The organism is Paraburkholderia sp. SG-MS1 (assembly GCF_012275575.1).
GTDB lineage: Bacteria > Pseudomonadota > Gammaproteobacteria > Burkholderiales > Burkholderiaceae > Paraburkholderia.
This window is the reverse complement of sequence record NZ_NPIH01000258.1, coordinates 28459-49602: the sequence shown is the minus strand read 5'-3', so window position 1 is coordinate 49602 and position 21144 is coordinate 28459. Positions and strand designations below refer to the sequence as shown.

The 21144-nt window shown below is 64.3% G+C and carries 20 protein-coding genes; 7 read left to right on the top strand and 13 right to left on the bottom strand.

Annotated elements, in window-relative coordinates; translation table 11 throughout:
• The 5 genes from CIC12_RS26350 to CIC12_RS26330 form a co-directional block, all read left to right on the top strand.
• Positions 1-772, top strand: a 772-nt coding sequence (locus CIC12_RS26350) for an AraC family transcriptional regulator (RefSeq protein ID WP_168668448.1), incomplete at its 5' end; no start/stop codon positions are given.
• A gap of 142 nt (positions 773-914) precedes the next feature.
• The gene (locus CIC12_RS26345; RefSeq protein WP_168668452.1) at positions 915-1880 is read left to right on the top strand and encodes a quinone oxidoreductase family protein; all 966 of its coding nucleotides are present in this window, start codon (positions 915-917) and stop codon (positions 1878-1880) included.
• A 39-nt stretch (positions 1881-1919) separates the two neighbouring features.
• The gene (locus tag CIC12_RS26340) at positions 1920-2096 is read left to right on the top strand and encodes a DUF1427 family protein (RefSeq protein WP_168668446.1); all 177 of its coding nucleotides are present in this window, start codon (positions 1920-1922) and stop codon (positions 2094-2096) included.
• 129 nt (positions 2097-2225) lie between these two features.
• On the top strand, positions 2226-2804 hold the full coding sequence (locus tag CIC12_RS26335) for a DUF4337 domain-containing protein (protein ID WP_168668444.1): 579 nt from the start codon (positions 2226-2228) through the stop codon (positions 2802-2804).
• 76 nt (positions 2805-2880) lie between these two features.
• Positions 2881-3498: a LysE family translocator gene (locus tag CIC12_RS26330; RefSeq protein ID WP_168668442.1), complete on the top strand. Its 618-nt coding sequence runs from the start codon at positions 2881-2883 to the stop codon at positions 3496-3498.
• Positions 3499-3525: 27 nt separating this feature from the next.
• Here the strand turns inward: CIC12_RS26330 and CIC12_RS26325 are convergent, their stop codons facing one another.
• The 7 genes from CIC12_RS26325 to CIC12_RS26295 form a co-directional block, all read right to left on the bottom strand.
• On the bottom strand, positions 3526-4800 hold the full coding sequence (locus CIC12_RS26325; RefSeq protein WP_168668440.1) for a sigma-70 family RNA polymerase sigma factor: 1275 nt from the start codon (positions 4798-4800) through the stop codon (positions 3526-3528).
• Between the two features lie 4 nt (positions 4801-4804).
• Positions 4805-5212: a VOC family protein gene (locus tag CIC12_RS26320; protein WP_168668438.1), complete on the bottom strand. Its 408-nt coding sequence runs from the start codon at positions 5210-5212 to the stop codon at positions 4805-4807.
• A 72-nt stretch (positions 5213-5284) separates the two neighbouring features.
• Positions 5285-5812 carry an SRPBCC family protein gene (locus CIC12_RS26315; protein ID WP_168668436.1) on the bottom strand — a complete coding sequence of 176 codons (528 nt, stop codon included), beginning with the start codon at positions 5810-5812 and terminating at the stop codon, positions 5285-5287.
• 86 nt (positions 5813-5898) lie between these two features.
• Positions 5899-6312, bottom strand: a complete 414-nt coding sequence (locus tag CIC12_RS26310) for a YciI family protein (RefSeq protein ID WP_168668434.1) — start codon at positions 6310-6312, stop codon at positions 5899-5901.
• A 146-nt stretch (positions 6313-6458) separates the two neighbouring features.
• A complete protein-coding gene (locus tag CIC12_RS26305) occupies positions 6459-6812 on the bottom strand; it encodes a YciI family protein (RefSeq protein WP_168668432.1) in 354 nt (117 codons plus the stop codon).
• Between the two features lie 337 nt (positions 6813-7149).
• A complete protein-coding gene (locus CIC12_RS26300) occupies positions 7150-7623 on the bottom strand; it encodes a hypothetical protein (protein ID WP_168668430.1) in 474 nt (157 codons plus the stop codon).
• A gap of 1051 nt (positions 7624-8674) precedes the next feature.
• The gene (locus CIC12_RS26295; protein WP_168668428.1) at positions 8675-8947 is read right to left on the bottom strand and encodes a DUF1488 domain-containing protein; all 273 of its coding nucleotides are present in this window, start codon (positions 8945-8947) and stop codon (positions 8675-8677) included.
• A 675-nt stretch (positions 8948-9622) separates the two neighbouring features.
• Between CIC12_RS26295 and CIC12_RS26290 the strand changes: the two genes are divergently transcribed.
• Entirely contained in the window at positions 9623-10096 is a 474-nt protein-coding gene (locus CIC12_RS26290) for a GNAT family N-acetyltransferase (RefSeq protein ID WP_168668426.1), read from the top strand.
• A 55-nt stretch (positions 10097-10151) separates the two neighbouring features.
• Positions 10152-10502, top strand: a complete 351-nt coding sequence (locus tag CIC12_RS26285; protein ID WP_168668424.1) for a DOPA 4,5-dioxygenase family protein — start codon at positions 10152-10154, stop codon at positions 10500-10502.
• Between the two features lie 32 nt (positions 10503-10534).
• Here the strand turns inward: CIC12_RS26285 and CIC12_RS26280 are convergent, their stop codons facing one another.
• The 6 genes from CIC12_RS26280 to CIC12_RS26255 form a co-directional block, all read right to left on the bottom strand.
• Positions 10535-10846 carry a high-potential iron-sulfur protein gene (locus CIC12_RS26280; protein WP_168668422.1) on the bottom strand — a complete coding sequence of 104 codons (312 nt, stop codon included), beginning with the start codon at positions 10844-10846 and terminating at the stop codon, positions 10535-10537.
• 51 nt (positions 10847-10897) lie between these two features.
• A complete protein-coding gene (locus CIC12_RS26275; protein ID WP_168668420.1) occupies positions 10898-11587 on the bottom strand; it encodes a nitroreductase in 690 nt (229 codons plus the stop codon).
• A gap of 126 nt (positions 11588-11713) precedes the next feature.
• Positions 11714-16630 carry a response regulator gene (locus tag CIC12_RS26270; RefSeq protein ID WP_238812897.1) on the bottom strand — a complete coding sequence of 1639 codons (4917 nt, stop codon included), beginning with the start codon at positions 16628-16630 and terminating at the stop codon, positions 11714-11716.
• A gap of 366 nt (positions 16631-16996) precedes the next feature.
• Entirely contained in the window at positions 16997-17719 is a 723-nt protein-coding gene (locus tag CIC12_RS26265) for a PepSY-associated TM helix domain-containing protein (protein ID WP_168668416.1), read from the bottom strand.
• Positions 17716-18399 carry a Fe2+-dependent dioxygenase gene (locus CIC12_RS26260; protein ID WP_168668414.1) on the bottom strand — a complete coding sequence of 228 codons (684 nt, stop codon included), beginning with the start codon at positions 18397-18399 and terminating at the stop codon, positions 17716-17718. Before CIC12_RS26260 ends, CIC12_RS26265 begins: the two co-directional genes overlap by 4 nt.
• A gap of 72 nt (positions 18400-18471) precedes the next feature.
• Positions 18472-20688: a TonB-dependent receptor gene (locus CIC12_RS26255; protein WP_168668412.1), complete on the bottom strand. Its 2217-nt coding sequence runs from the start codon at positions 20686-20688 to the stop codon at positions 18472-18474.
• Positions 20689-21144: the final 456 nt, after the last annotated feature.

Sequence of the window (21144 nt, the reverse complement as noted above, 5' to 3'; positions counted from 1 at the left end):
TCACTATCCGCGCGGCCTGCGCATCGACCCGCACTCGCACACGTGGGCACAAGTGCTGTATGCGGTATCCGGCGTGATGTGGGTGGAAGCCGGCCGCGAAGCGCTCGTCGTGCCGCCGCAGCGCGCGGTCTGGCTGCCGGCCGGCACGGTCCACTCGATCCACATGATGAACGACGTGGAAATGCGCAATCTCTATCTGCATGAGCGCAATGTCGGTCATCTGAGCCGGCGCAGCGACGTGTTCGAGGTCAACGGCCTGCTGCGCGAGCTGATCACGTCGATTGCCGAACATGAGCGCACCCGCGCGCGCGATCAAACCTATCTCGACGCCGCCTACCGTCTCGCCATGCTGGAACTCGTGCACGCGCCGCGCTCGTCGCTGCGCATCGCGCTGCCCGATGCGTCGGACCGGCGGCTCGAAGCGCTATGCCGCGCGGTGATCGACAACCCGTCGATCGCGATCAGCTTCGAGCAGCACGCGGCGTCGGTCGGCGCGAGCGTGCGCACGCTTGCGCGGCTCTTCACGCGTGAACTCGGCGTGGGCTTTGCGCAATGGCGGCGCCAGGTGCAACTGGCGGTGGCCGTGTCCGGGCTCGCCGAGGGACGCCCGGTTAGCGGCATCGCGCGCTCGCTTGGATTCCAGCCAAGCAGCTTCAGCGACATGTTCCGGCGTGAACTGGGCGCACCGCCAACCGGCTTCGGTCCCGGCGGGACCTTGAGCGAGGCGGCAGTCGAGGAGTCGCCAGAAGAGGCTGGCAACAGCAAGCGTTGAAGCGGCCGCGCCCTGCACTTCCCCGCAACCGCCCATGACCGAAATTCGAAAGCCCTTGTCCTGACGCCCGCGTGCGAGTCACCTAGACTACCCTCATCCCGCCACATGGCGCAGCGCAAAAACCCACCTGGAGCGACCCATGATGAAAGCGATTCAGTTCAAGTCTTTTGGCAATCCGGAGGTGCTCGACTACGTCGACCTGCCGACGCCGCAAGCCGACGCGGGCAGCGCCGTCGTGCGCATCATGGCGGCCTCGGTGAATCCGAGCGACGTCAAGAACGTGTCGGGCCATTTCGAGCACACGGTCCTGCCGCGCACGCCGGGGCGCGACTTCAGTGGCGTAGTGGTCGATGGTCCGCCGGCGTGGCTCGGCGCCGACGTATGGGGCACCGGCGGCGACATCGGCTTCACGCGCGACGGCACGCACGCGGAATTCATCCGCATCCCCCTCGCTGGGCTGTCGCGCAAACCGGCCGCGCTGACTCATGCCGAAGCGTCCGCGATCGGCGTGAACTTCGTGGTTGCATGGCTCGGCGCCGTCGAGTACGCGCAACTACAGGCGGACGAAACCATCGCCGTGATCGGCGCGGGCGGCGGCGTGGGCGGGGCGGTGGCGCAGATTGCGAAAGCGCGCGGCGCGCGCGTGATCGCCGTCGATCGTCATCCGCTCGACCCGAACACGCCGGCAGGCCGCCTGACCGACGACTACGTGCCATTCGACGAACACGTCACCGAGCGCCTGCGTGAGTTGACCGGCGGCGCGGGCGCGGAGGTGGTCTACGACACGGTAGGCGGCGTCGCGTTCGAGACCGCGCTGAGCCTCGTCAAACGGCGCGGCCGCGTGCTGGAAATCAGCGGGACGGGCAAGCGTCGCGTCGAATTCGACCTCATCGACTTCTATCACAACGAGACCCAATTGCTCGGTGTGGACAGCGCGAAGCTCGGTGTCGCGGAATCGGCGCCGTTGATGACGGCACTCGTCGAAGGCTTCGAAAGCGGCAAGCTGACCGGGCCGGCCATCGCGCAAGAGTTTCCGCTCGAACGGGCGCGCGAAGCCTATCAGGCAGTGGCCGGCGGCACGCGGGGCCGCGTCGTCATCCGCATGTGAGCGCCATTGCGGCGCGCCTCCCACAGAAGGACAACGGACATGAAAGCTTATGTGCTCTCGCTCGCCGCCGGGGTGGTGGTCGGGCTGCTCTACAGCGTGATGGAAGTGAAGTCGCCCGCGCCGCCGGCCGTCGCGCTGGTCGGGCTGCTCGGCATGCTCGGCGGTGAGCATGTGATTCCACTCGTGCGGACGTGGCTCACGTCGGGCATTCATTAGAACTGGAGCGCTTGCGGCTGCGCTGACACCCATCCCTTTTCCGTCGCCGCGCGCCACACGTTAAGATTGAGCCCCTCGCGCCGGGGCCCGGCCCGATGACAAAGAAAAAGCATTGCCTCGGAGAACTGGATGTCAGCAGAATATGAAGTGCATGGTCCGCACGATCATGCCGTCGAACACGCCGGCCGCCACGACGCGGACCCGTTTGCAAGCCGCATGGCCGTGATGACGGCGCTCCTCGCGACGATCGGCGCGCTGTGTGCGTATCAGAGCGGTAACAGCGAAAACCTGGCGCTGTTCTACAAGAACGAAGCCGCGATCAAAAAGACCGAAGCGTCGAACCAGTGGAATTACTACCAGGCGAAGGGCGAGAAACAGAACCTCGCCGAACTCGGCGCGGCGCTCTCGACGGGCAATAGCGACGCCCACGCGAAATTCCTCGCCGACGTCGACAAATACAAGCAGCAGAAAGCGCCGATTCGCGAGAAGGCCGAAGCGATCGAAAAGGAAGTCGTGGACAATGACAGCCGCAGCGAAACGCTGCTGCACGGCCATCATCGCTGGGCGCAGGCTACCCTGCTGATCCAGGTGGCGATCGCGCTATCCGCGATCACCTTGCTGACGCGCAAGAACTGGCTGCGCAATCTGTCGTTCGTCGTGGCGGCCGCGGGTGTGGTGACTGCCGGCGTCGCGTTTCTTGCAGCTTGAATTCGCACGGGCTCGCGCCGCGCGCGTGTGGTTCGCTTACCGCGCCGTGCCGCAGGTGCGCAATCGGGAGTATCGTATGGTTGATGGCTCCGCCGTTCTCGGCGTTTTCTCGGTGTACATCGCCGGCGTGGTGATTCCCGGCCCGAACTTCGTCGCGGTCGCGCACAAGGCCGCGTCGGCTACGCGTCTCGAGGCGCTTGCCGTGGTCGCCGGCATCGTGCTGGTGAATCTGTTCTGGGCGACTTGCGCGATCCTCGGCGTCGGCATCGTGTTCGCCGCGTTCCCGTGGCTCGCGCTAGCGGTCAAGGTAGTCGGCGCCGCTTATCTGATCTGGTTCGGCGGACGGCTGATCGTCAATGCGTCGGCGGGCAAGCCGGCCCCCACCGTGGATGCGCCGGCGGGCGGTTTCCGCCAGGCGTTCGCGCAAGGTTTCGCGACTAACATCGCGAATCCGAAATCGATGGCATTCTTCGCGGCGGTGTTCTCGTCGGCGGCGCCCGCGCATGTGAGCGTCGGCACGTTCGCCGCGATGCTCGGCATGGTGTGCGTCGTCGCGAGCAGCTGGTACGGCTTTGTCGCGCTGACCCTGTCGCATGCGCGGATCGCATCGGCGTACCGGCGCAGCAAGGCGTGGGTCGATCGCGTGTGCGGCGGCCTGATCGTTGCACTGGGCGTGCGTCAGTTGATCCGCTAGTCCGCTCGCTGACGCTTCACCACGGTTTCAATGCGCGAGGCCGCGCGCGCGTTCGAGCAGCAAGTCGCGCTCGCGTGCGTTGCGCGTCATCGCGGCGGCGCGTTCGAACTCGGCGCGCGCTTCTTCAACGCGCCCGAGTTTCATCAGCAGATCGCCGCGCACGCTCGGCAGCCAGTGATAGTTCGCGAGCGCCGCATCGGCGGCGAGCGCGTCGACGATCTCAAGACCGGCAGCTGGTCCGAATGCCATCCCCACCGCCACCGCGCGGTTCAACTCGACCACCGGCGAAGGCGCCACTTGCGCAAGCGCGTCGTACAGCGCGACGATCTGCGCCCAATCGGTATCTTCGGCGCGGTGGGCGCGCGCATGACACGCGGCCAGCGCGGCCTGCAACGCGTATGGGCCGCTCGCGCCGCCGAGCGCGTGCGAGTGGTCGAGCGCGGTGAGTCCACGGCGGATCAGCAACGGGTCCCAGCGGCTGCGATCCTGATCGAGCAGCAGCACCGGACGGCCCTGCGCATCGGTGCGCGCATGCGTGCGCGAGGCCTGGATCTCCATCAACGCGACGAGGCCGTACACTTCGCTCTCGCCGGGCACGAGCCCGAGGAGCACGCGTCCGAGCCGCAACGCTTCCTCGCATAACGCCGGACGCATCCAGTCGTCACCGGCCGTGGCCGAATAGCCTTCGTTGAAAATCAGGTAGATCACCTGCAGCACCGACGCGAGCCGCGGCGCGCGCGCGTCCGCCTGCGGCACCTCGAACGGCACCTTCGCTGCGGACAGTGTGCGCTTCGCGCGCACGATCCGCTGTGCGATGGTCGGCTCGGGCACGAGAAACGCGCGCGCGATTTCGTCGGTGGTGAGGCCGCCGAGCAGGCGCAGCGTGAGCGCGACGCGCGCGTCCGTGGACAGCACCGGGTGGCACGCGGTGAACACCAGCCGCAGCAGATCGTCGCCGATATCGTCGGCACGCGCGGCATCGAGGCTATCGACGAAATCCGGCACGAGGTGCGCCTCGCGCGCGTCGAGATCGTGGCCCAGCTCCTCGCGCTTGCGCGCATGCAGCGCTTCCTGCCGCAAGCGGTCGAGCGCACGGTTCTTCGCGGTCGCCATCAGCCACGCTCCCGGATTGTCGGGCACGCCCGCAGCGGGCCAATGTTCGAGCGCCGCCACGAGCGCATCCTGCGCGAGTTCTTCGGCAAGGCCCACGTCGCGCACGATCCGCGCGACGTGGGCGATGACCTTGGCGGACTCGATCCGCCAGACTGCCTCGATGGCACGATGGGTAGCCTGCGTCGTCACGGCCTCAGCCCGCTGCCTGCGCGTTCGGGTCCATGTAGATCAGCTCCCAGATATGCCCGTCGATGTCTTCGAAGCCGTGCCCATACATGAAACCGTAGTCCTGCGGCGCGCGCGGCACCGTGCCGCCGGCGGCGAGCGCCCTGGCGACCAGCGCATCCACCTCGCCCCGGCTTTCGCACGACAGGCCCAACAGCGCTTCGGTGCTTTCCTTTGGATTGCAAAGCGACTTGCGCGTGAAGGATTTGAACAGGTCCTTGACCAGCAGCATCGCGTAGATGTTGTCGCCGAGGATCAGACAGGCCGCCTGCTCATTGGTGAACTGCGGCTCGAAGCTGAAGCCGATCGTGGTGAAGAAGGCCTTCGACCGTTCGAGATCGTCGACGGCGAGATTCACGTAAATCTGCTGGTGCATGACGAAGTCCCTTTAATGCGTTTTATGGACGGGGCCGCTCAGCGCCGCGCCGATCAGCCGGCCCGGTTCGACTCAACTCGCCTCGGCCAGCGTCTTCAGATGGCTCAGGCCATTCTCGAAGTCCTTGCCGACCATCCGGTCCATGCTGACGAACACCTGCGCCAGCTTCGACAGATACGGCGCCGGACCGTGCATCGCCCAGGTGACCTTGGTGGCGTCGCCCTCCGGCTTCAACGTGAACTCGGCCACGTTGTGCGCTTCGAAGGGCGTGACGATATCGAGCTTCATCGTGACGTTCGACGCGGCCATCGTATCGACGATTTCCATCTGCCCCTCGCCGAGCTTTTCGCCCCGCCACACATAGCGCGCGCCCTTGCCGTCCGGCCTGCCGCTGTACGTGCCTTGCGCCGTGGGGTCCTTGCGCAGAAACGGATTCCACAGGTTGAACCGGTGCAGGTCGTCGATCAGCGCATAGATCCGCTCGGGCGGCGCCTGAATGCGTACGCTGCGTTCGATCCGGAAGCTGTCGGGCCGGGTCGCCGCGTAAGCGAGCAGCAGGGCCACTGCCCCAAGCACGACGAGCGGCGAGTTCTTGAGCATGATGGTTCCTTTCGGAGGCGTTGGTCGGCTTGATGCGGGATTCGCATGGGAGCGGCGTGCCGATCGGCAGCACGCCGGCTCGCGGCTCAGCGCCGCGACGCTTCCAGATTTCGAAACCGCTCCACCTCGGGACCGGGCTCGAAATCGTCGAGTTCGAACAGTTGCCGCACTTCGATTTCACCATCGGCCTGCTCCCCGAACGGCGCGGGAAAACGCCGCGCCCATTCCATCGCTTCCTCGCGCGAGCGCACCTGGATCAGCGTATAGCCCGCGATCAGCTCCTTGCTCTCGGTGAACGGGCCGTCGATGACCGTGCGGCTGCCGCCGCTGTAGCGGATCCGCCAGCCTTTGGAACTCGGCTGCAAACCGGTGGCGTCGAGCAGCACACCGGCTTTGGCAAGTTCTTCGTGATACGCGCCCATCGCGGCCATCAGGGATGCTTCCGGCATTTCGCCTGCTTCGCTGGCGGCCGTCGCTTTAACCAGGATCATGAATCGCATCGTCGTTGCTCCATTTTTTATTGGGTGAAGAGCCTTGTGCATGCCGGCTCCTTACACACACGACGAGCAATACGCTGCAAGATCGACACTGTTGCCGACGCTCCAGGGAAAACCCCGGGCGCTACACAGCCACGAGACGTTGTCGATTACATGAAACACGGTCCGAGCTTGCGGACTTCCACCGTACACCACGACGCCGCCGGGCAGGCTTGCGCGATCGCCACCGCTTCGTCGCGGGTTTCACAATTGAGCAGAAAGAAGCCGCCGATCATTTCCTTCGCTTCGGCGAACGGGCCGTCGAGCAGTTTCGGCTGTCCGTCACGGACCTGCACGCGCACGGCATCGCGCTGGGAAGTGAGGGATTCGACCGCGAGCAGTTTGCCGCGCTCCTTGAGGTCGGCGGCGAAATGCACCATCTGGTCGTAGACTTCGCGCCCCGCCGCTTCACCGCGCTCGACACGCTGATTCGGGGGTTCGACGATGAGCAACATGTAAGACATGGTGTCTCCGATTGATCACACCGCTCACGGCACCCTCCGGCGGGAGCCGGGTGGCAACACACGCGCTGGCGGCAAAGAGGGGAGAGCCAGTCTAGCAAGCGCGGATGACACCCGCAAACCGGATGCGCCGCGTGCACCGCCGTTCGGCGTACTCCTTACGGAGACTCGTAACGGCCGGCGCGGTACCGCGTGCGCAGATCCGACGGCGTACGACGACTGCTGCGCGTCGAGCGCGGGACAATGCAATTGCCGAATGCAAAAACGCCCCGTGGGGCGTCTTTTTGCTGTGTTGTGCCGTGCGCTGCTTTGCATGGAGCGGCTACGGCGTCTCCGACTTTCAGACCGCCGCCTCCGCAACAGCCTGCGCGTGCGCCGAGCGCATCAAGCCTTCGATCATTCTTGCTTCCGCGCTCGCAATCTCGCTCAGCGAGGCAGCCGACAGTTGCCCGTCCAGAATCGCCAGCGCTGTACAGAGCCGCGCGTAGTCGGGGTCCTCGAGGGTCCACTTACCGACTTCGTGTTCGCGCATGTCGAGCCGAACCATCGCTGCATGGGCCCCCTCGATGTCCGCAAGCACATCCTCGCCGACGCCAAGACGCGCCAATTCCTGCGACACCAGCAGATGCCGGCTCAACGTCGTGTAGAGCGCCCGCGAACCCTGGCCGCGCCGGAACGCGTCGAGGGCCGCATAGCCCTGCAGCAGCATGGCCGCGGTGACCGGTTCGTGCGCCGCGCGGCTAAAGGTCAGCGCACGCAACAGCGGGGACATGGCCGATTGGCTGTGTTTGCGGACTCGCGATTTACTGGACATATCGATTCAACCTCCTTCACTGACTTCCGGCTTCGCCACCGAATTCTCGCGCTCCGTGATCAACCACCGACGCGCTCGCGGCTCGACAAGCTCTAATGTGAGTCTGCATCGCCATCGTGGCAAGCAACTTTTCGTCTTACGTGCCGCAATCCGAGCTCGGACTGCGCGCGGCGGCTCGCGACGCATGGCCGACCGATGCGCAACCGCATCACGAACTGCAATTCCGGCATATCGGTTCGAAGCCCGCAAATACAAGTACGCGATGCCTACCGGCGAAAAAAAACCCTGTTCCCGTGAAGGAACAGGGCCGGACAGGATGGAACAGTCGTACATGCGCGTGGATGCCTGTCGACCTCTAACCACCTAAACCTTATCGAGCTGTTGCTACGTGGAGTGCTGTATTACCGCTCATGCCGGTGTTGCGTGAACCGCTGCTACTCCAGCTTGCTGCCGCTCCACTCAGCAGCGTTACTGCTCTTGCTATCGTTGTTTCCACTGCGACTTTCACTGCCACTGCTGAGGCTGTCTGAACTCATACTGCATCACAGCCGGGTCCTTCGACTTCGACTATACCTGGCTGCAACCCCCTGCTGCTTCGCGCATCTCGTGTGAGTAGCGCGTTGTTGCATTGCTCCTACTGCCTACTGCCTTACTGCCCTGCCGCGTTCGACAACCGCGGCAAACTGCCATCAACGGTACGGTTCAAAACAACGCGGGGGATGACCGCGTCGATGGGCTCGGTGTTTTGTCGCGCCATGGAAAACAGTGTATGCGAGTGCATCCGCACGCAATTGCGCGAAGCGAGGGGCTTTGCCGGCCTAATTTGGCGAATCGGTGTAACAGGGGGCTTCGTCGGAGGTGAGCGGCGGTCGGCGGTCCGGCGCACACGGCGGCTGGGAGCAGCGATGGGATCGGGCAGGCAAAAGAGTACGACAACAAACACGCCTGCGACGGCACGATCGCCGTCGCACGCTGTCAGTTCAAACGTGCGTGCAAAACGGACTCCCAAGCGGGCCAAGTCCCCGCCCGCATGAGATCGATTCGCGGAACATCAACCGCGCGCGGCAAAATCGCTGATCGTCAACAACACCTTTTCGCCGGGGCGCGCGAGTAGTTTCCTCTCCGCGACCGCTGTGATGCGTTTGCGTCCGTCCGCGAATGTCTTCAGAACGCGCGCTTCGGCCGCGCCGCGTTGCAGCCAGAAATGCTGTTCCAGCGCCTCACGCGTGACGGCGCATTCGAGGTCCCGTCCTCGCGTCGAAAGCTGGAAAATCACCGCGCGTCCGTCCGCAGAGACGCTGGGTTCAAGTTCGACAACTTCCATGGCTCACCTCGCAAAGTTCGTTAAACCGTTCGACGACTCGAACGAACGTCACCGAAAAAACTGAATGAAACGAAGACCCGCAACCGCACGTGATCACCGGTCACAGCGGCGCATGGACAGCCGGACGAGCCGCCACGTATGTGCCCGCCACCGCGCGCGGCACACGCCACACGTCTGCGCAAAGCGCAAACCGCTTGTGTCAGATAAAAGGCGGATGTGACGGCTTCTCGCCATCGACCCCGTGCAGGACAACGCGTGATTTCGCGTCCCGCATGTTTCGTTCTTAGGTCGCGCCGACACCGCTTCCCTGCGGTCCGGCGTCTCCTCGCGAGAAGCGGAACCGGCTCGGCCCAGCATGACGCGGATGAGACAAAAGCAAAGCACATGCCACCCACGCTTGCCCGCCTCACGCTGCCGGCCGCGCGATCCATGTCCGCCACCGGCGCGCCTGACATGTCGGCTCGCAAACATCGGCCGCACCTCAAACAGCGCCGCTGCGCCGGCACCGTCCCAGTCGGGCGAGGCCTGTCCGCACGAGCGCGCGTTCGCATGGATCGCTGAAGTAGAAAGACGAAAACATCACCGCGTGGTAAAAAAGCGCTGCTGGCGCGACAATTCACGACCATTCTTACTCACCACCCGCGCGGGAAACGTGCGCGTGGCAACGTTACCGACATGTCCGTTCAAGAACCTGCCCTGACCCTGCGCCCTGCGCTTGGCGACGACGAAACTTTTCTGTTCGAACTGCGCAAGGCCACGATGACGGAGCACCTCGCGCGCGCCGGCGAACCGACGGACGACGTCGAACATCGCACGCGGCTGCTGCATCGGTATGACACGGCGCGGGTCATCTGTATCGACGGGGCGCCGGCCGGCCTGCTGAAGGCGCATCGCACCGACACCGAATGGGTGGTCGTGCAATTGCAGATCACGCCGGCGCTGCAAGGGCGCGGCATCGGCGAACGCGCGCTGCGTACGGTCTTGCGGGCCGCTCAGAACGACGCGCTGCCGGTCACGTTGAAGGTGCTCAAGGGCAATCCCGCGAAACGTCTGTACGATCGGCTCGGCTTCGAGGTCGTCGGCGAGGATGATGCACAGTTTTACATGAGACGCGCAGTGCGCGCGCCCACGCACACCGAAGCAGAATGAATGTCGGATAAAGACTGACGTCAGCCGATGCCGACTCTATGTAATGGACTCTGATATGACCTTTCGCGACACCTCCGCCATCGACAGCTGGCACGCCCATATCTATTTCGATGCGAACAGCCGCGACGCCGCGTGGACCTTTCGCGAGCAGATCGAAGCGCACTGGGGCGGCCGGTTGCAGGTCGGCCGCTTTCACGAGCGCCCTGTCGGCCCGCATCCGATGTGGTCATATCAGCTCGGCTTCACGCAGGCGCAGTTCGCCGACGTGGTCGGCTGGCTCACGCTAAATCACGGCGCGCTCGACGTTTTCCTGCATCCGAATACCGGCGACGCGCTGCGCGATCACCGCGACGCGGCCGTGTGGATCGGCCACTCGTACGAACTGGTGTTGAAGTCGCTGATGTGAGCCGCGCCACACCGACCCGCATGCTCAAGTGCTCACATAGTCGAATACGAACTGCACCAGCCGCGCGCGGCGACCTGCTTGTCGCCGAATAGCGTGCAGCCGCCATAGGCGTCCGTCGCCGCGCCCTGGAATAGCGAGCAGTTGGCGCACGTTTGTCCGGCAGCGAAGCCGGGAAATTTCGCTTTGTCGACCTTCGAGGCGTCTTCCACATAACCCACGGCTTGTGCCTTGGGATCGGTTTCGCCGAGCCGGTTCACGGTGTCGGCAAAAGCCGCTTGCGACAGCACGAGCGAAGAGCCGACCCCTACGCTTAGCAGCAGAAAATGGCGGCGCGATGTTTTCATGATGTTCCGATGGAAAGTGGGGGCGCTAACCAGACTTTTTTCATTGGCCGATCAATCGAGAAAGCGCGTGAACCGTTCAACCGGTTCGCGCTCGGTGCGCAGGGTGTTGACGAGAGCGGCTTCGTCGGCGAAACCGAGCGACATGCCGCACACCAGTTGCTCGTCTTCCGGCAAGCCGAGGTGCTCCGCAATCACCCGATGAAACTGCGCGAACGCGGCCTGAGGGCAAGTATGCAGACCACGCCCGCGTGCGGCCGTCATGATCGCCTGCAGGAACATGCCGTAGTCGAGCCAGCTGCCGCGCTCCATCACGCGATCGATCGTGAAGAACAGACCCACCGGCGCGCCGAAAAAGCGATAGTTCTGCGCATGCTGTTCGTGCATGCGCGCCTTGTCACCCTTGTCGATGCCGAGCAGACCATACAGATCCCAGCCGATCTTGCGGCGCCGGTCGAGATACGGTGACACCCACCGCTGCGGATAGTACGGATATTCCTCGTGATACAGCGCGTCGCGCTGCGGATCGTCGTAGGCGGCGAGCAGATCGCGCGACAGACGCGCGAGTGACTCGCCCGTCACCACATATACTTTCCAGGGCTGCGTGTTGGTGCCCGAGGGCGCGCGGCTGGCGGCTTCGAGAATAGCCTCGATATCGGCGCGCGGCACCGGTTCGGGGAGAAACGCGCGAATCGAACGCCGCGTCATGAGCGCGGCATCGACGGGATTGGCAGGTGTGGGCATCGGCGGATTCCGGGCAGAGGCGGCAAGATGGCGGTCTGCGAAGATTCTAGCGCGAGCGCACGCTGTTGCGCTTTGCCGCCGGCAAGGCACGCATGCGTGCGTAACCCGCGTCGCTCGTTGGCTCGGCTAGCTCAGCGGCGTCTTCAGCGCATCGATCAGATCGAGCACCTCGTAGGGCTTGCGCAACGAGATCGCGTGCGGCAAGACCTTGCGCTGCTCCGGCGTGAGCACGAGATCGTAGCCCGTCAGAAAGATCACGCGCAGATCGGGTCGCTCGCGGCACACGTCCGTCGCCAGATCGACGCCCGACTTGCCGGCGAGCCCGACGTCGGTCAGCATCACGTTGATCGCGTGCTCGCTGAGAATCCGCTTCGCATCCTGCTCGCCTTCGGCTTCCAGAATGTCGAAGTCGAAGGTCCGCAGCAATTCGGCCGTGCTCATGCGGATCATCTCGTCGTCTTCCACCAGTAAAATCCGCATGCGTGCCCCCACGGCAAAACTATCGGCGTCCGCCGCCGCAAGCGGCGGATCGATGTGCAGAAGCTGGCGCTCGGCCTCGGAGAGTTCAGCCGCCTGCGGGTTCTGCGACTGCAGCAGGTAGCGGAACTTGCGCGCCAGCGCTTCGTGCGTGTACGGCTTGCTGAGCAGTTCGATGCCCTCGTCGAGCCGCCCGGCATGCACGATCGCGTTGTCGGTGTAGCCCGATGTGAACAGCACCGCGATCGTCGGCAAACGTTCACGGGCCTTGCGTGCCAGTTCGGTGCTGCGCAACGGACCGGGCATCACCACGTCGGTGAAGAGCATGTCGATCGGCACGCCGCTTTCGACGATCGCCAGCGCACTCTGCGCATCCTTCGCCTTCAGCACGCGATAACCGAGATCCGACAACATCTCGACCACCGTGGCGCGCACTTCCTCGTCATCCTCGACGATCAGGACCGTTTCCGTACCGCCCTTCGCGGGACCGGCGTCGACATTCGTTTCGAGGTCTTCTTCCTCACGCACGCGTGGCAGATAAATGCGGATCGTCGTGCCGTGCCCCTCCTCGCTGTAGATCTTCACGTGGCCGCCGGACTGCTTGACGAAGCCGTACACCATGCTCAGGCCGAGCCCGGTTCCCTGGCCTTCCGGCTTGGTCGTGAAGAACGGTTCGAACACCCGCTCGCGCACGGTCGGCGACATGCCGGAGCCGGTGTCCGTGACTGCCAGCATGACGTATTGGCCCGGCGTGACATCCACGTTGCGCCGGGTGTAAGCGTGATCGAGCGCGGCGTTGCCGGCTTCGATCGTGAGCTTGCCGTGGCCGTTCATCGCGTCGCGCGCGTTGATCGCGAGGTTGAGCAGCGCATTCTCGACCTGGAACGGATCGACCAGCGTATTCCACAGCCCGCCCGACACGATGGTTTCGATTTCCACGCCGTCGCCTAGCGCGCGCCGCAGCATGTCGTCGAGTCCGCGCACGAAGCGGCCGAGATTGACGACCTTCGGCGCGAGCGGCTGACGCCGCCCGAACGCCAGCAGTTGCGACGCGAGATTGGCGCCACGCGCCACACCCGCCAGCGCATTGCGCACACGTTGCTCGGGCTTCTCGGCACCGGCGACGTCTTTCGCGAGCAATTGCAGATTGCCGCCGATCACTTGCAGCAGGTTGTTGAAATCATGCGCGACGCCGCCCGTGAGCTTGCCGATCGCTTCCATCTTCTGCGCCATGCGCAGCGCCTCTTCGGCCTGCCGCAGCGCCTCGGTGGTTTCCTTGTCGGCGGTGACGTCGCGGCCCACGCCATGAATGCGCGAGGTGGCGGGGTCGAGCGCGAGCGTCCACGCGACCCAGCGCCATGTGCCGTCGATCCGCTTGAAGCGGTTTTCGTAACGCACCGGCAAACCGGTGCGGCGCAGTTCGGCGAGATGCGCGCTGACGAGGGCGACGTCGTCGGGATGGACCAGATCCAGATATGAGCGCGACATCAGCCAGTGCATGTTATGGCCGAGCGCGCTGCTCCACGACGGACTCACGCGCTGCAGGCGTCCCTCGATATCGGCCACCACCAGCAGGTCCTCGCTCAATTCCCAGAGGCGGTCGCGGTCGGCCACCGTTTCGATCACGCGGCGCTCGAGCGTCTCGTTCAGATCGTGCAGTGCGCTTTGCGCCTTGGTGCGTTCGGCGATTTCCCTTTGCGCGGCCTCGTAGAGGCGTGCATTGTCGATGGCGATCGCGGCCTGCGCCGCGATGCCGGCCACGATCCGCTCCGCGCGCGCGGTGAACACGCCGGGTTCCGGATGACCGAAGAACAGGCCGCCGACCACTTCGCCATTACGCGACTGCACCGGCGCGGCCAGGTAGCTGCGCACCTTCAGGTGACCTTCCGGCATGCCGCGATAGGGCGCGTTGTGGCCGTAGCGCGGGTCCTGCGTGATGTCGTCGACGCGCACGACGCCCTCGCCCTTGAACGTGGGACCGAACACCGCCGTGTTGCGCGGCATCGGGAACCGCTCGAACGCGTCCTGCGGCACGCCTGACAGCGTGTACAGCATGTAGCTCCCGCCGCTGTCGTCGAGCACGTTGTAGAAGAACGAACCGAACGCGGCGCCGGTCAGTTCGGTGGCGGCGTCGGTGACGATCTGCACGGCGCGTTTCAGATCGAGTTCCGCCGCCACGGTCGAGCCGACCCGATTGAGGATTTCGAGCGTGCGCGATTCCTCGCGCAGTTTCATCTCGGTCTCACGACGCAGCCGGGCGAGTTGCAGATTGCCCGACACGCGAGCCAGCAGCTCGCGCGACGAGAACGGTTTGGTCAAGTAATCGTCCGCACCGTGCTCGATGCCGTCGACGAGCGCTTCCTCGCCCGCGCGGGCCGACAGCATCAGCACTGGCGTATCGCGCAGGAGCGGATCGGCGCGCAGTTCGCGCAGCAGGCCGAAGCCGTCGAGGCGCGGCATCATCACGTCGGACAGCACCAGATCGGGCGGCTGCGCACGCGCGGCTTCGAGCGCCGCCTCGCCGTCGGCGGCGAGGCGCACGTCGTGGCCCGCCGCACGCAGGATGCGGCTCATGTATTCGCGCAGGTCCGCGTTGTCGTCGACGACCAGCAGGTGCGCGCCCGCAGGCCTCGATTCGCCAGAGCCGGCCGCCGAAGCGGATGCCGAGGCCGCTGTCTCGTCGAGCAATTCGTGCTCCGGGCTCCAGCGCAACGCGGCATCCACATAGGTGCGCGCGTGCTGGCTCATCGCCGCATGCACGGCGGTGTCGCCGGTAGACGCCGGCATCGCGCCGCCCGGCAGCACGACGGTAAAGCGCGCGCCCTCGCCCAACCGGCTGTCGACCACCACGGTGCCGCCATGCAGCTTCACCAGTTCCTGCACCATCGCGAGACCAATGCCGCTGCCCTCGACCGAGCGGCCCGGCGCGCCCGCGACCCGATGAAAACGTTCGAAAAGCCGAGGCACTTCTTCTGCCGCAATGCCGATACCGCTGTCGGTCACACTCACTTCGACGCCGCCGCCTTCGAGCGCGCGAACCGTCACGCTGATCGTGCCGAAAAACGTGAACTTGTACGCGTTCGACAGCAGGTTCATCACGACTTTGTCCCACATCTCGCGATCGAGTTGCACGATCACGGGACTCGCCGGTATCTCCAGTTCGAGCCGTAAGCCGGCCGCCTCGATCGCGGACTGGAACAGCGACGCGAGTTCGGCGGTGAACGAGGCGATGTCGGTGGGCTGCGTGTGAATCTGCATGCGCCCCGCCTCGATGCGCGAAAAATCGAGCAGCGCATTGACGAGCTTCAACAGACGCAAGCCGTTGCGATGCGTGATCTCGATCAACGCGCGGTCGTCGACGTCCGCGCTCGGCTGGTGCGCGTCCGCGTTGACGGCAAGCTGCGGCCGCGCGAGCAGTTCTTCGAGCGGGCCGAGCATCAACGTCAAGGGCGTGCGGAATTCGTGGCTGATGTTGGAGAAGAACGTGGTTTTCGCGCGGTCGATTTCTGCCAGCGCTTCCGCGCGCCGCCGCTCTTCCTCGTAAGCCTGCGCGTAGCCGATCGCCGCCCCGATCTGGCCAGCGGCCAGGTTCAGGAAGCTGCGATACGCATCGTCGTAAAGACGGCAAGGATTGAGGCCCGCGATCAGCACCACCGCATGGGTCGTTTCGCTGCCCGCCGACACCGGCAGGATGACCGCCTGCTCCGGCGCGACATGCCACGGACCGGCCGGCAAAGCGATGCTGAAACGCTGCGTCAGGCCACGCACCATCTGCGGCGCCTGGAGCTTGAGCACCTCGGCGAGCGGCCAGCACGCAGCGCCCTCGACGGGCATCGACTCGGGCGCGCCCGGATGCCCCGGCTCGATGCCGCTCGCGCCGACCAGCGTGGCCGTAGCGCCGCCGGGTTCGACCGCGTAGAGCAAGGCGAACGGCAGGTCCTCTGCATTGGAGCGCAGCGCACGTGCGCTCAGCTCGCATGCCTCGCGCCAGTCGCGGCCATCCGGGCTCGCCGCCGCCAGTTCCTTGAGCAAGGCGAGTTGCCGCTCGCCGACCACCCGCATGGTGTCGTCGCTATTCGCGCAGATGATGCCGCCGGGTTCGCCGTCGTCGCCGGGAATCGGGCTGTACGAGAAGGTGTAATAGGTCTCCTCGGGAAAGCCGTTGCGCTCCATGATGAGCAGCTTCTGTTCGACGAAGGTGCCTTCGGCGCCGGTCAAGGCGGTGTGCAGCAGCGGCTCGATGTCCGGCCAGATTTCGCGCCACACGACCCGGGTCGGCTGACCGAGCGCGACCGGATGCTTGCCGCCGATAATCGATTTGTACGGGTCGTTGTAAAAATAGAGCAGCTCGTCGCCCCAGCCGATCCAGATCGGCTGCCGCGACGTGAGCATGATGCGGATCGCGATCTTCAGGCCTTGCGGCCAGGTGTCGGGCGCACCGAGCGCGGTGCGGCGCCAGTCGTAGGCGCGGATCAGCGCGCCGAGTTCGCCGCCGCCGGCAAGAAACGGCGGCGCAGCCGGACCGGCGTGCGGTACATCCGACAGGAAGCGGTCCGGCTCTTTCAACGCGATCTCCTCGGCGCGGCAGGTCAAAATTCGTGTGACCGCGGTTGCAAAAGCGGTGCCCGATACGATGGATGACTAACGATGATGGCGCTCGTAGTAGCGCGATTCTCGCATGCAGCGGGTGGCCGGAGGAAGAAGAGATGAGCGCCAGGACTCGAAACAGCGGAGGTTTGAGCGCCGCGCGCCGACCCATGGTCGGCCAGGCGAATGGCATCGGTCAATGATGCAATGCGGCGCGGGCAATGCCGGTAAAACGCAGGTAAAACGTACCTCGACGCAGGCAGCGCCCAAGGCCAACTTGCCGGTCGGGCGGCGAGCGCCGCCCGACCGGTTTCCTTCAATTCCCTTCAGTCGGCACGGCCTGCGTCACATCAAACTCATGCACACCGCGGCGGCGATCGAGCCTAGCACCAGCACCACGCCCACCGTCTTGCGCTTGTTCAACTCCGTCCACAGCAGCACGCCGGTGAGCGACAACAGAATGAGGCTGCCTGCGAGCGTGTCGATCAGCAGCACCCAACCGACACTCAAGCCGACGCCCTTGTGCAGATTCGTCAGCATCGCGAGGAACGTGTTTTCGCTGCGCTTGACGCTCACGTATCCATTGCCGACCCAGTATTCGGCCGACGTGTTTTCATGCGGCGATGCGAAATTCAGCTGCCAGTGCTCGGGCTGGACGACGCTGCGCTCGCCCCACGCAACCGGATGCGCAGGCTCTTTCTGCACGCGCCCCGGGTTGCCGGCGATCTTCAGTTCGTGCTTGAGCCACTTGCCCAACTCACGCGGCGTAGCCGGCGCCGGTTGCGGCAACGGCACCTGCAACACCGACACTTGCGGCTCACCCGTCGACACTCGCAGCGGGCCGCCGCGATGATTCAGAAAAAACCCCGTGGTGCCGAACAGCAGGCCGAGCGCCGCGCCCCACAAACCCACCCAGCCATGCACCTTGCGCAGCCATTTGATGAAGGTCGCGCGGCGCGTGCGCTGCTGCCGCGACTTCAGTTCGCCGTCGCCGAGCCGTTGCGGCTCGCTTGCGGCGCGATCCGCGCCCGCCGTCGGTTGCATGTCGATAGTGTCGGGGACGCTCACGTTTCGCTCCAGGTACGCAGTAGATTGTGATAACAGCCGACGAGGCTGCGGCGCGCGGTGTCGTCGGCGTGGGTGGCATTGAGGCGTTGAATCGCGGTGTCCATGTCGAACAGCAGCGCGCGTTGCGTATCGTTGCGCACGAGGCTTTGCACCCAGAAGAAACTGGCAATGCGCGCGCCGCGTGTGACCGGCGTGACCTGATGCAGACTCGTGGCCGGATAGACGATCATGTCGCCCGCCGGCAGTTTCACCTGCTGCACGCCGTAGGTGTCTTCGATCACGAGTTCGCCGCCGTCGTACTCGTCGGGTTCGGAAAGGAACAGCGTCACGGAGACATCGGTGCGCAGCTTCACGCCGTTGGGCAGCACGCGCACCGCGCCGTCGACATGGCTGCCGAACTGCATGCCACCTTCATAGCGGTTGAACAGCGGCGGATACACCTGATTGGGCAACACCGCGCTGATGAAAAGCGGATTGCGCTCGATCGCCGCGAGAATCACGTCGCCGAGCTCACGCGCCACCGGCGTGTGCTCGGCGATCTGCTGGTTGCGCTTGACCGGCGCGCCCTGATAACCGGCGGTCGCGCGGCCGTCGACCCAGGCGTCGCCGGCCTGCTCGAGCCGTTCGCGCACGAAGCGCAAGCGCTCGGCGTCGAGTACATTCGGAATCTGCAGCAACATGATGTTTCCTTTGCGTCGGGCTCAGCGGTTTCGCCAAAAACCGCCAAGCCTACCGTATCCGCCGCGTCCGTATCAGAAGCGGTAGTCGAACGTCGCCAGCAGCGTGCGTCCGATACCCGGCACCGAACGGCCGCCGTCCGACGGAATCAGCGCGTCGAAGTACTCCTTGTTGGTCAGGTTCAGCAGGTTCAGACGCACGTCGAACTTCTTCGCGTGATAGGCCGCGGTTGCGTCCCAACGCGTGTAGCCCGGCACCCGCACGTAGTTGGTGTTCGATGCATAACGCGGCGACATGTAGATCGGGCCGCCGCCGATTTCCCAATGCGGCGTGATCGCATAGGTCGTCCACAGCGTCAGCGTGTTGCGCGGCGTGTTGGCCGGCGTGTGGCCTTGCGTGCCGTCGAGCGCTTTGAGGATTACCGCGTCCATGTACGTGTAGCCGCCGAACACCTGCCACTTGTCGGTGATGTGGCCGGTCACGCCCGCCTGAAAACCGTCCACGCGGATGTCGCCGGCAAGTTCGTACTCGGTCGGCGAGACCTGCGTGCGGGCGTTGTCCATTTCCTCGCGGAAGAACGCGGAGGTCACGGAAATATTGCCGCCGAACAGATCCCACTTGCCGCCGACTTCATACGATTTGGTCGATTCCGGTGCGAGGTTTTGCGTCAGGTTCGTCACCGTCAGGTTTTCGAGCGACGGGTTGAACGACGTGCCGTACGACACGTAGTACGACTGCCAGTCGGTCGGCTGGTAGATCACGCCCGCGCGCACGCTCGTGAAGAAGTTGGTCTGACTCGCGTAACCCGGCGCGCTGATCGAGTTGGTGATCGATGCCTGGAAACGATCCCAGCGCAAGCCGCCAATCACCTTCCAGTGCTGGTTCAGGGAGACGGTGTCGTTCAGGTAAGCGCCGATTTCGGTCGCGCCGGAGTTGGCATAGTTACCGACCGAGGTCGTCACGTTGGACGGTGTATCCATGATCGGCGGATTGAGCATCGGCACGATCGGCAGGTTGTTGCGCGTGTATGCCTGGTTTGAATAGCTGTCATGACCGATCTCGAAGCCGGCGATCAGGTCGTGCTTGATCGGCCCGGTGCTGAATTTGTATTCGAGCATCGTGTCGTTGTAGATCGCGCGGTTCTCGATCACACGGTCATGGCTCTGCAGCTTGATGAACAGCTGCGACGGCGACAGCGTCGTGAAGTTGCCGTTGGTCAACGCGGTGCTCGACGACAGCGGCCCTGTCAGCACCGCCTGCGGCGCGGTTTCGCGCGCATCGGTCTCCGAGTGCGAGAACTGCGTCTGGTTCGTCAGCGTGAGCGCATCCGAGAATTTGTGCTTGATCGCGGCGGTGAAGATCTGCACGTCCTGGATCGTGCGGTCGTCGGTCAGGCCGTAGAAGGTGTTTCTCGGCACCGGAGACGGGCGGCCGTTCAACGCCTGGATGCCGTAGTCGGGCATGTCGTGGTTATGCTGGATCAGCGCGGACAGTGTCACCTCGGTCGGCGTGCCGATACCGAAGCGGACTTCCGGCGCGATGCCGAAGTCCTTGTTCTTCATCACGTCGCGCGTCGAACCGAGGCTTTGGCCGAATGCGTTCAGGCGAATCGCCGCGGTATCCGTGAGCTTGTGATTCACGTCGACGGTGGTGCGGTAACGATCGTCGGTGCCGACCATTCCCGAGACTTCCGCGAAATCCTTCAGCTGCGCCTTCTTGGTCACCTGATTGATCACGCCGCCCGTCGAGCCGCGGCCGAACAGCATCGACGACGGGCCGTAAAGAACTTCGAGCGACTCCAGATCGAAGGTGTCGCGATAGTATTGATTGCGGTCGCGAAAGCCGTCCAGATAGATGTCGTTCTGTGCGGTGAAGCCGCGCAGGTTGATGTTGTTGCCGATCTGGCCGCCTTCGGCCGCGCCGATCGTCACACCGGGCGCGTTGCGCAGCGCATCCGTAAACGACGTCGCGCCTTGCGAGGCGAGTAGGTCCCTATTGATGACGGTGACGGTTTGCGGAATATCGCGCAATGCCGTCGGCGTCTTCGCCCCGACCGTCGAGCGTTCCGCCTGAAAGTCCTGCTGTTCGGCCTGCGCCGCGACGCCGATGGCCGGCAGTGTGCCGCTGTCGGTGACTGTGTTGCTCGATGCGTTCGCGGTTGCGTTTGCCGGATTCTTGTCGGCCGCCGGTTGCGACGCGGTTTGAGGAGCGGTCTGCGCGACAGCCGGTGTCGCAAAGGGAATGGCAAAAGCTAGCGCCAACGCAGTCGCAAGCGGCGTGTGGTTGAACATTGGAAATCCCGTCAGGTGTGCGCTCGCCCCATTCGCATGTCTCCCATGGAATAAGTGGCAAGCTGCCTTTGGCTGGCTTCCGGTCGTCTGAACTGACGCAGCAGTGACGGGATGGCTGGCTAGTGGTGGTCGTTAAATGAGAATCGGTATCATTCCATATGTCCCAGAGCGCATCAATCGCACGACGTGTTACGTCGCGTAATCCGATTGTTTCCGCCTTTTACAAACGTATGGCGTTCGTAATAAATGTTCCGCTGAAGACAGCCATTTATTACGACATGTAATTTACCATTCATGAGTTCCCATTCCAGCAAGCCAATTCTCTTATCGGCCTTCAGTTGGATACTTTCAATTTAATAACACTCTGTGAATACCCACAGTCAACATTTATTTGCAACACCGTTTATCCTTTTTGCAACACTCCCTACCGCCTCCCTGTCCCGTTCACTTCGGAGT

What these genes read in the sequence shown, in the direction of transcription:
- CIC12_RS26320 (WP_168668438.1), bottom strand. Translation starts at nt 5,212, where the DNA reads ATGCACCAGCAGATTTACGTGAATCTCGCCGTCGACGATCTCGAACGG.
- CIC12_RS26295 (WP_168668428.1), bottom strand. Translation starts at nt 8,947, where the DNA reads ATGGAAGTTGTCGAACTTGAACCCAGCGTCTCTGCGGACGGACGCGCG.
- CIC12_RS26280 (WP_168668422.1), bottom strand. Translation starts at nt 10,846, where the DNA reads ATGAAAACATCGCGCCGCCATTTTCTGCTGCTAAGCGTAGGGGTCGGC.
- CIC12_RS26330 (WP_168668442.1), top strand. Translation starts at nt 2,881, where the DNA reads ATGGTTGATGGCTCCGCCGTTCTCGGCGTTTTCTCGGTGTACATCGCC.
- CIC12_RS26255 (WP_168668412.1), bottom strand. Translation starts at nt 20,688, where the DNA reads ATGTTCAACCACACGCCGCTTGCGACTGCGTTGGCGCTAGCTTTTGCC.
- CIC12_RS26285 (WP_168668424.1), top strand. Translation starts at nt 10,152, where the DNA reads ATGACCTTTCGCGACACCTCCGCCATCGACAGCTGGCACGCCCATATC.
- CIC12_RS26260 (WP_168668414.1), bottom strand. Translation starts at nt 18,399, where the DNA reads ATGTTGCTGCAGATTCCGAATGTACTCGACGCCGAGCGCTTGCGCTTC.
- CIC12_RS26310 (WP_168668434.1), bottom strand. Translation starts at nt 6,312, where the DNA reads ATGCGATTCATGATCCTGGTTAAAGCGACGGCCGCCAGCGAAGCAGGC.
- CIC12_RS26315 (WP_168668436.1), bottom strand. Translation starts at nt 5,812, where the DNA reads ATGCTCAAGAACTCGCCGCTCGTCGTGCTTGGGGCAGTGGCCCTGCTG.
- CIC12_RS26305 (WP_168668432.1), bottom strand. Translation starts at nt 6,812, where the DNA reads ATGTCTTACATGTTGCTCATCGTCGAACCCCCGAATCAGCGTGTCGAG.
- CIC12_RS26345 (WP_168668452.1), top strand. Translation starts at nt 915, where the DNA reads ATGAAAGCGATTCAGTTCAAGTCTTTTGGCAATCCGGAGGTGCTCGAC.
- CIC12_RS26340 (WP_168668446.1), top strand. Translation starts at nt 1,920, where the DNA reads ATGAAAGCTTATGTGCTCTCGCTCGCCGCCGGGGTGGTGGTCGGGCTG.
- CIC12_RS26300 (WP_168668430.1), bottom strand. Translation starts at nt 7,623, where the DNA reads ATGTCCAGTAAATCGCGAGTCCGCAAACACAGCCAATCGGCCATGTCC.
- CIC12_RS26275 (WP_168668420.1), bottom strand. Translation starts at nt 11,587, where the DNA reads ATGCCCACACCTGCCAATCCCGTCGATGCCGCGCTCATGACGCGGCGT.
- CIC12_RS26290 (WP_168668426.1), top strand. Translation starts at nt 9,623, where the DNA reads ATGTCCGTTCAAGAACCTGCCCTGACCCTGCGCCCTGCGCTTGGCGAC.
- CIC12_RS26335 (WP_168668444.1), top strand. Translation starts at nt 2,226, where the DNA reads ATGTCAGCAGAATATGAAGTGCATGGTCCGCACGATCATGCCGTCGAA.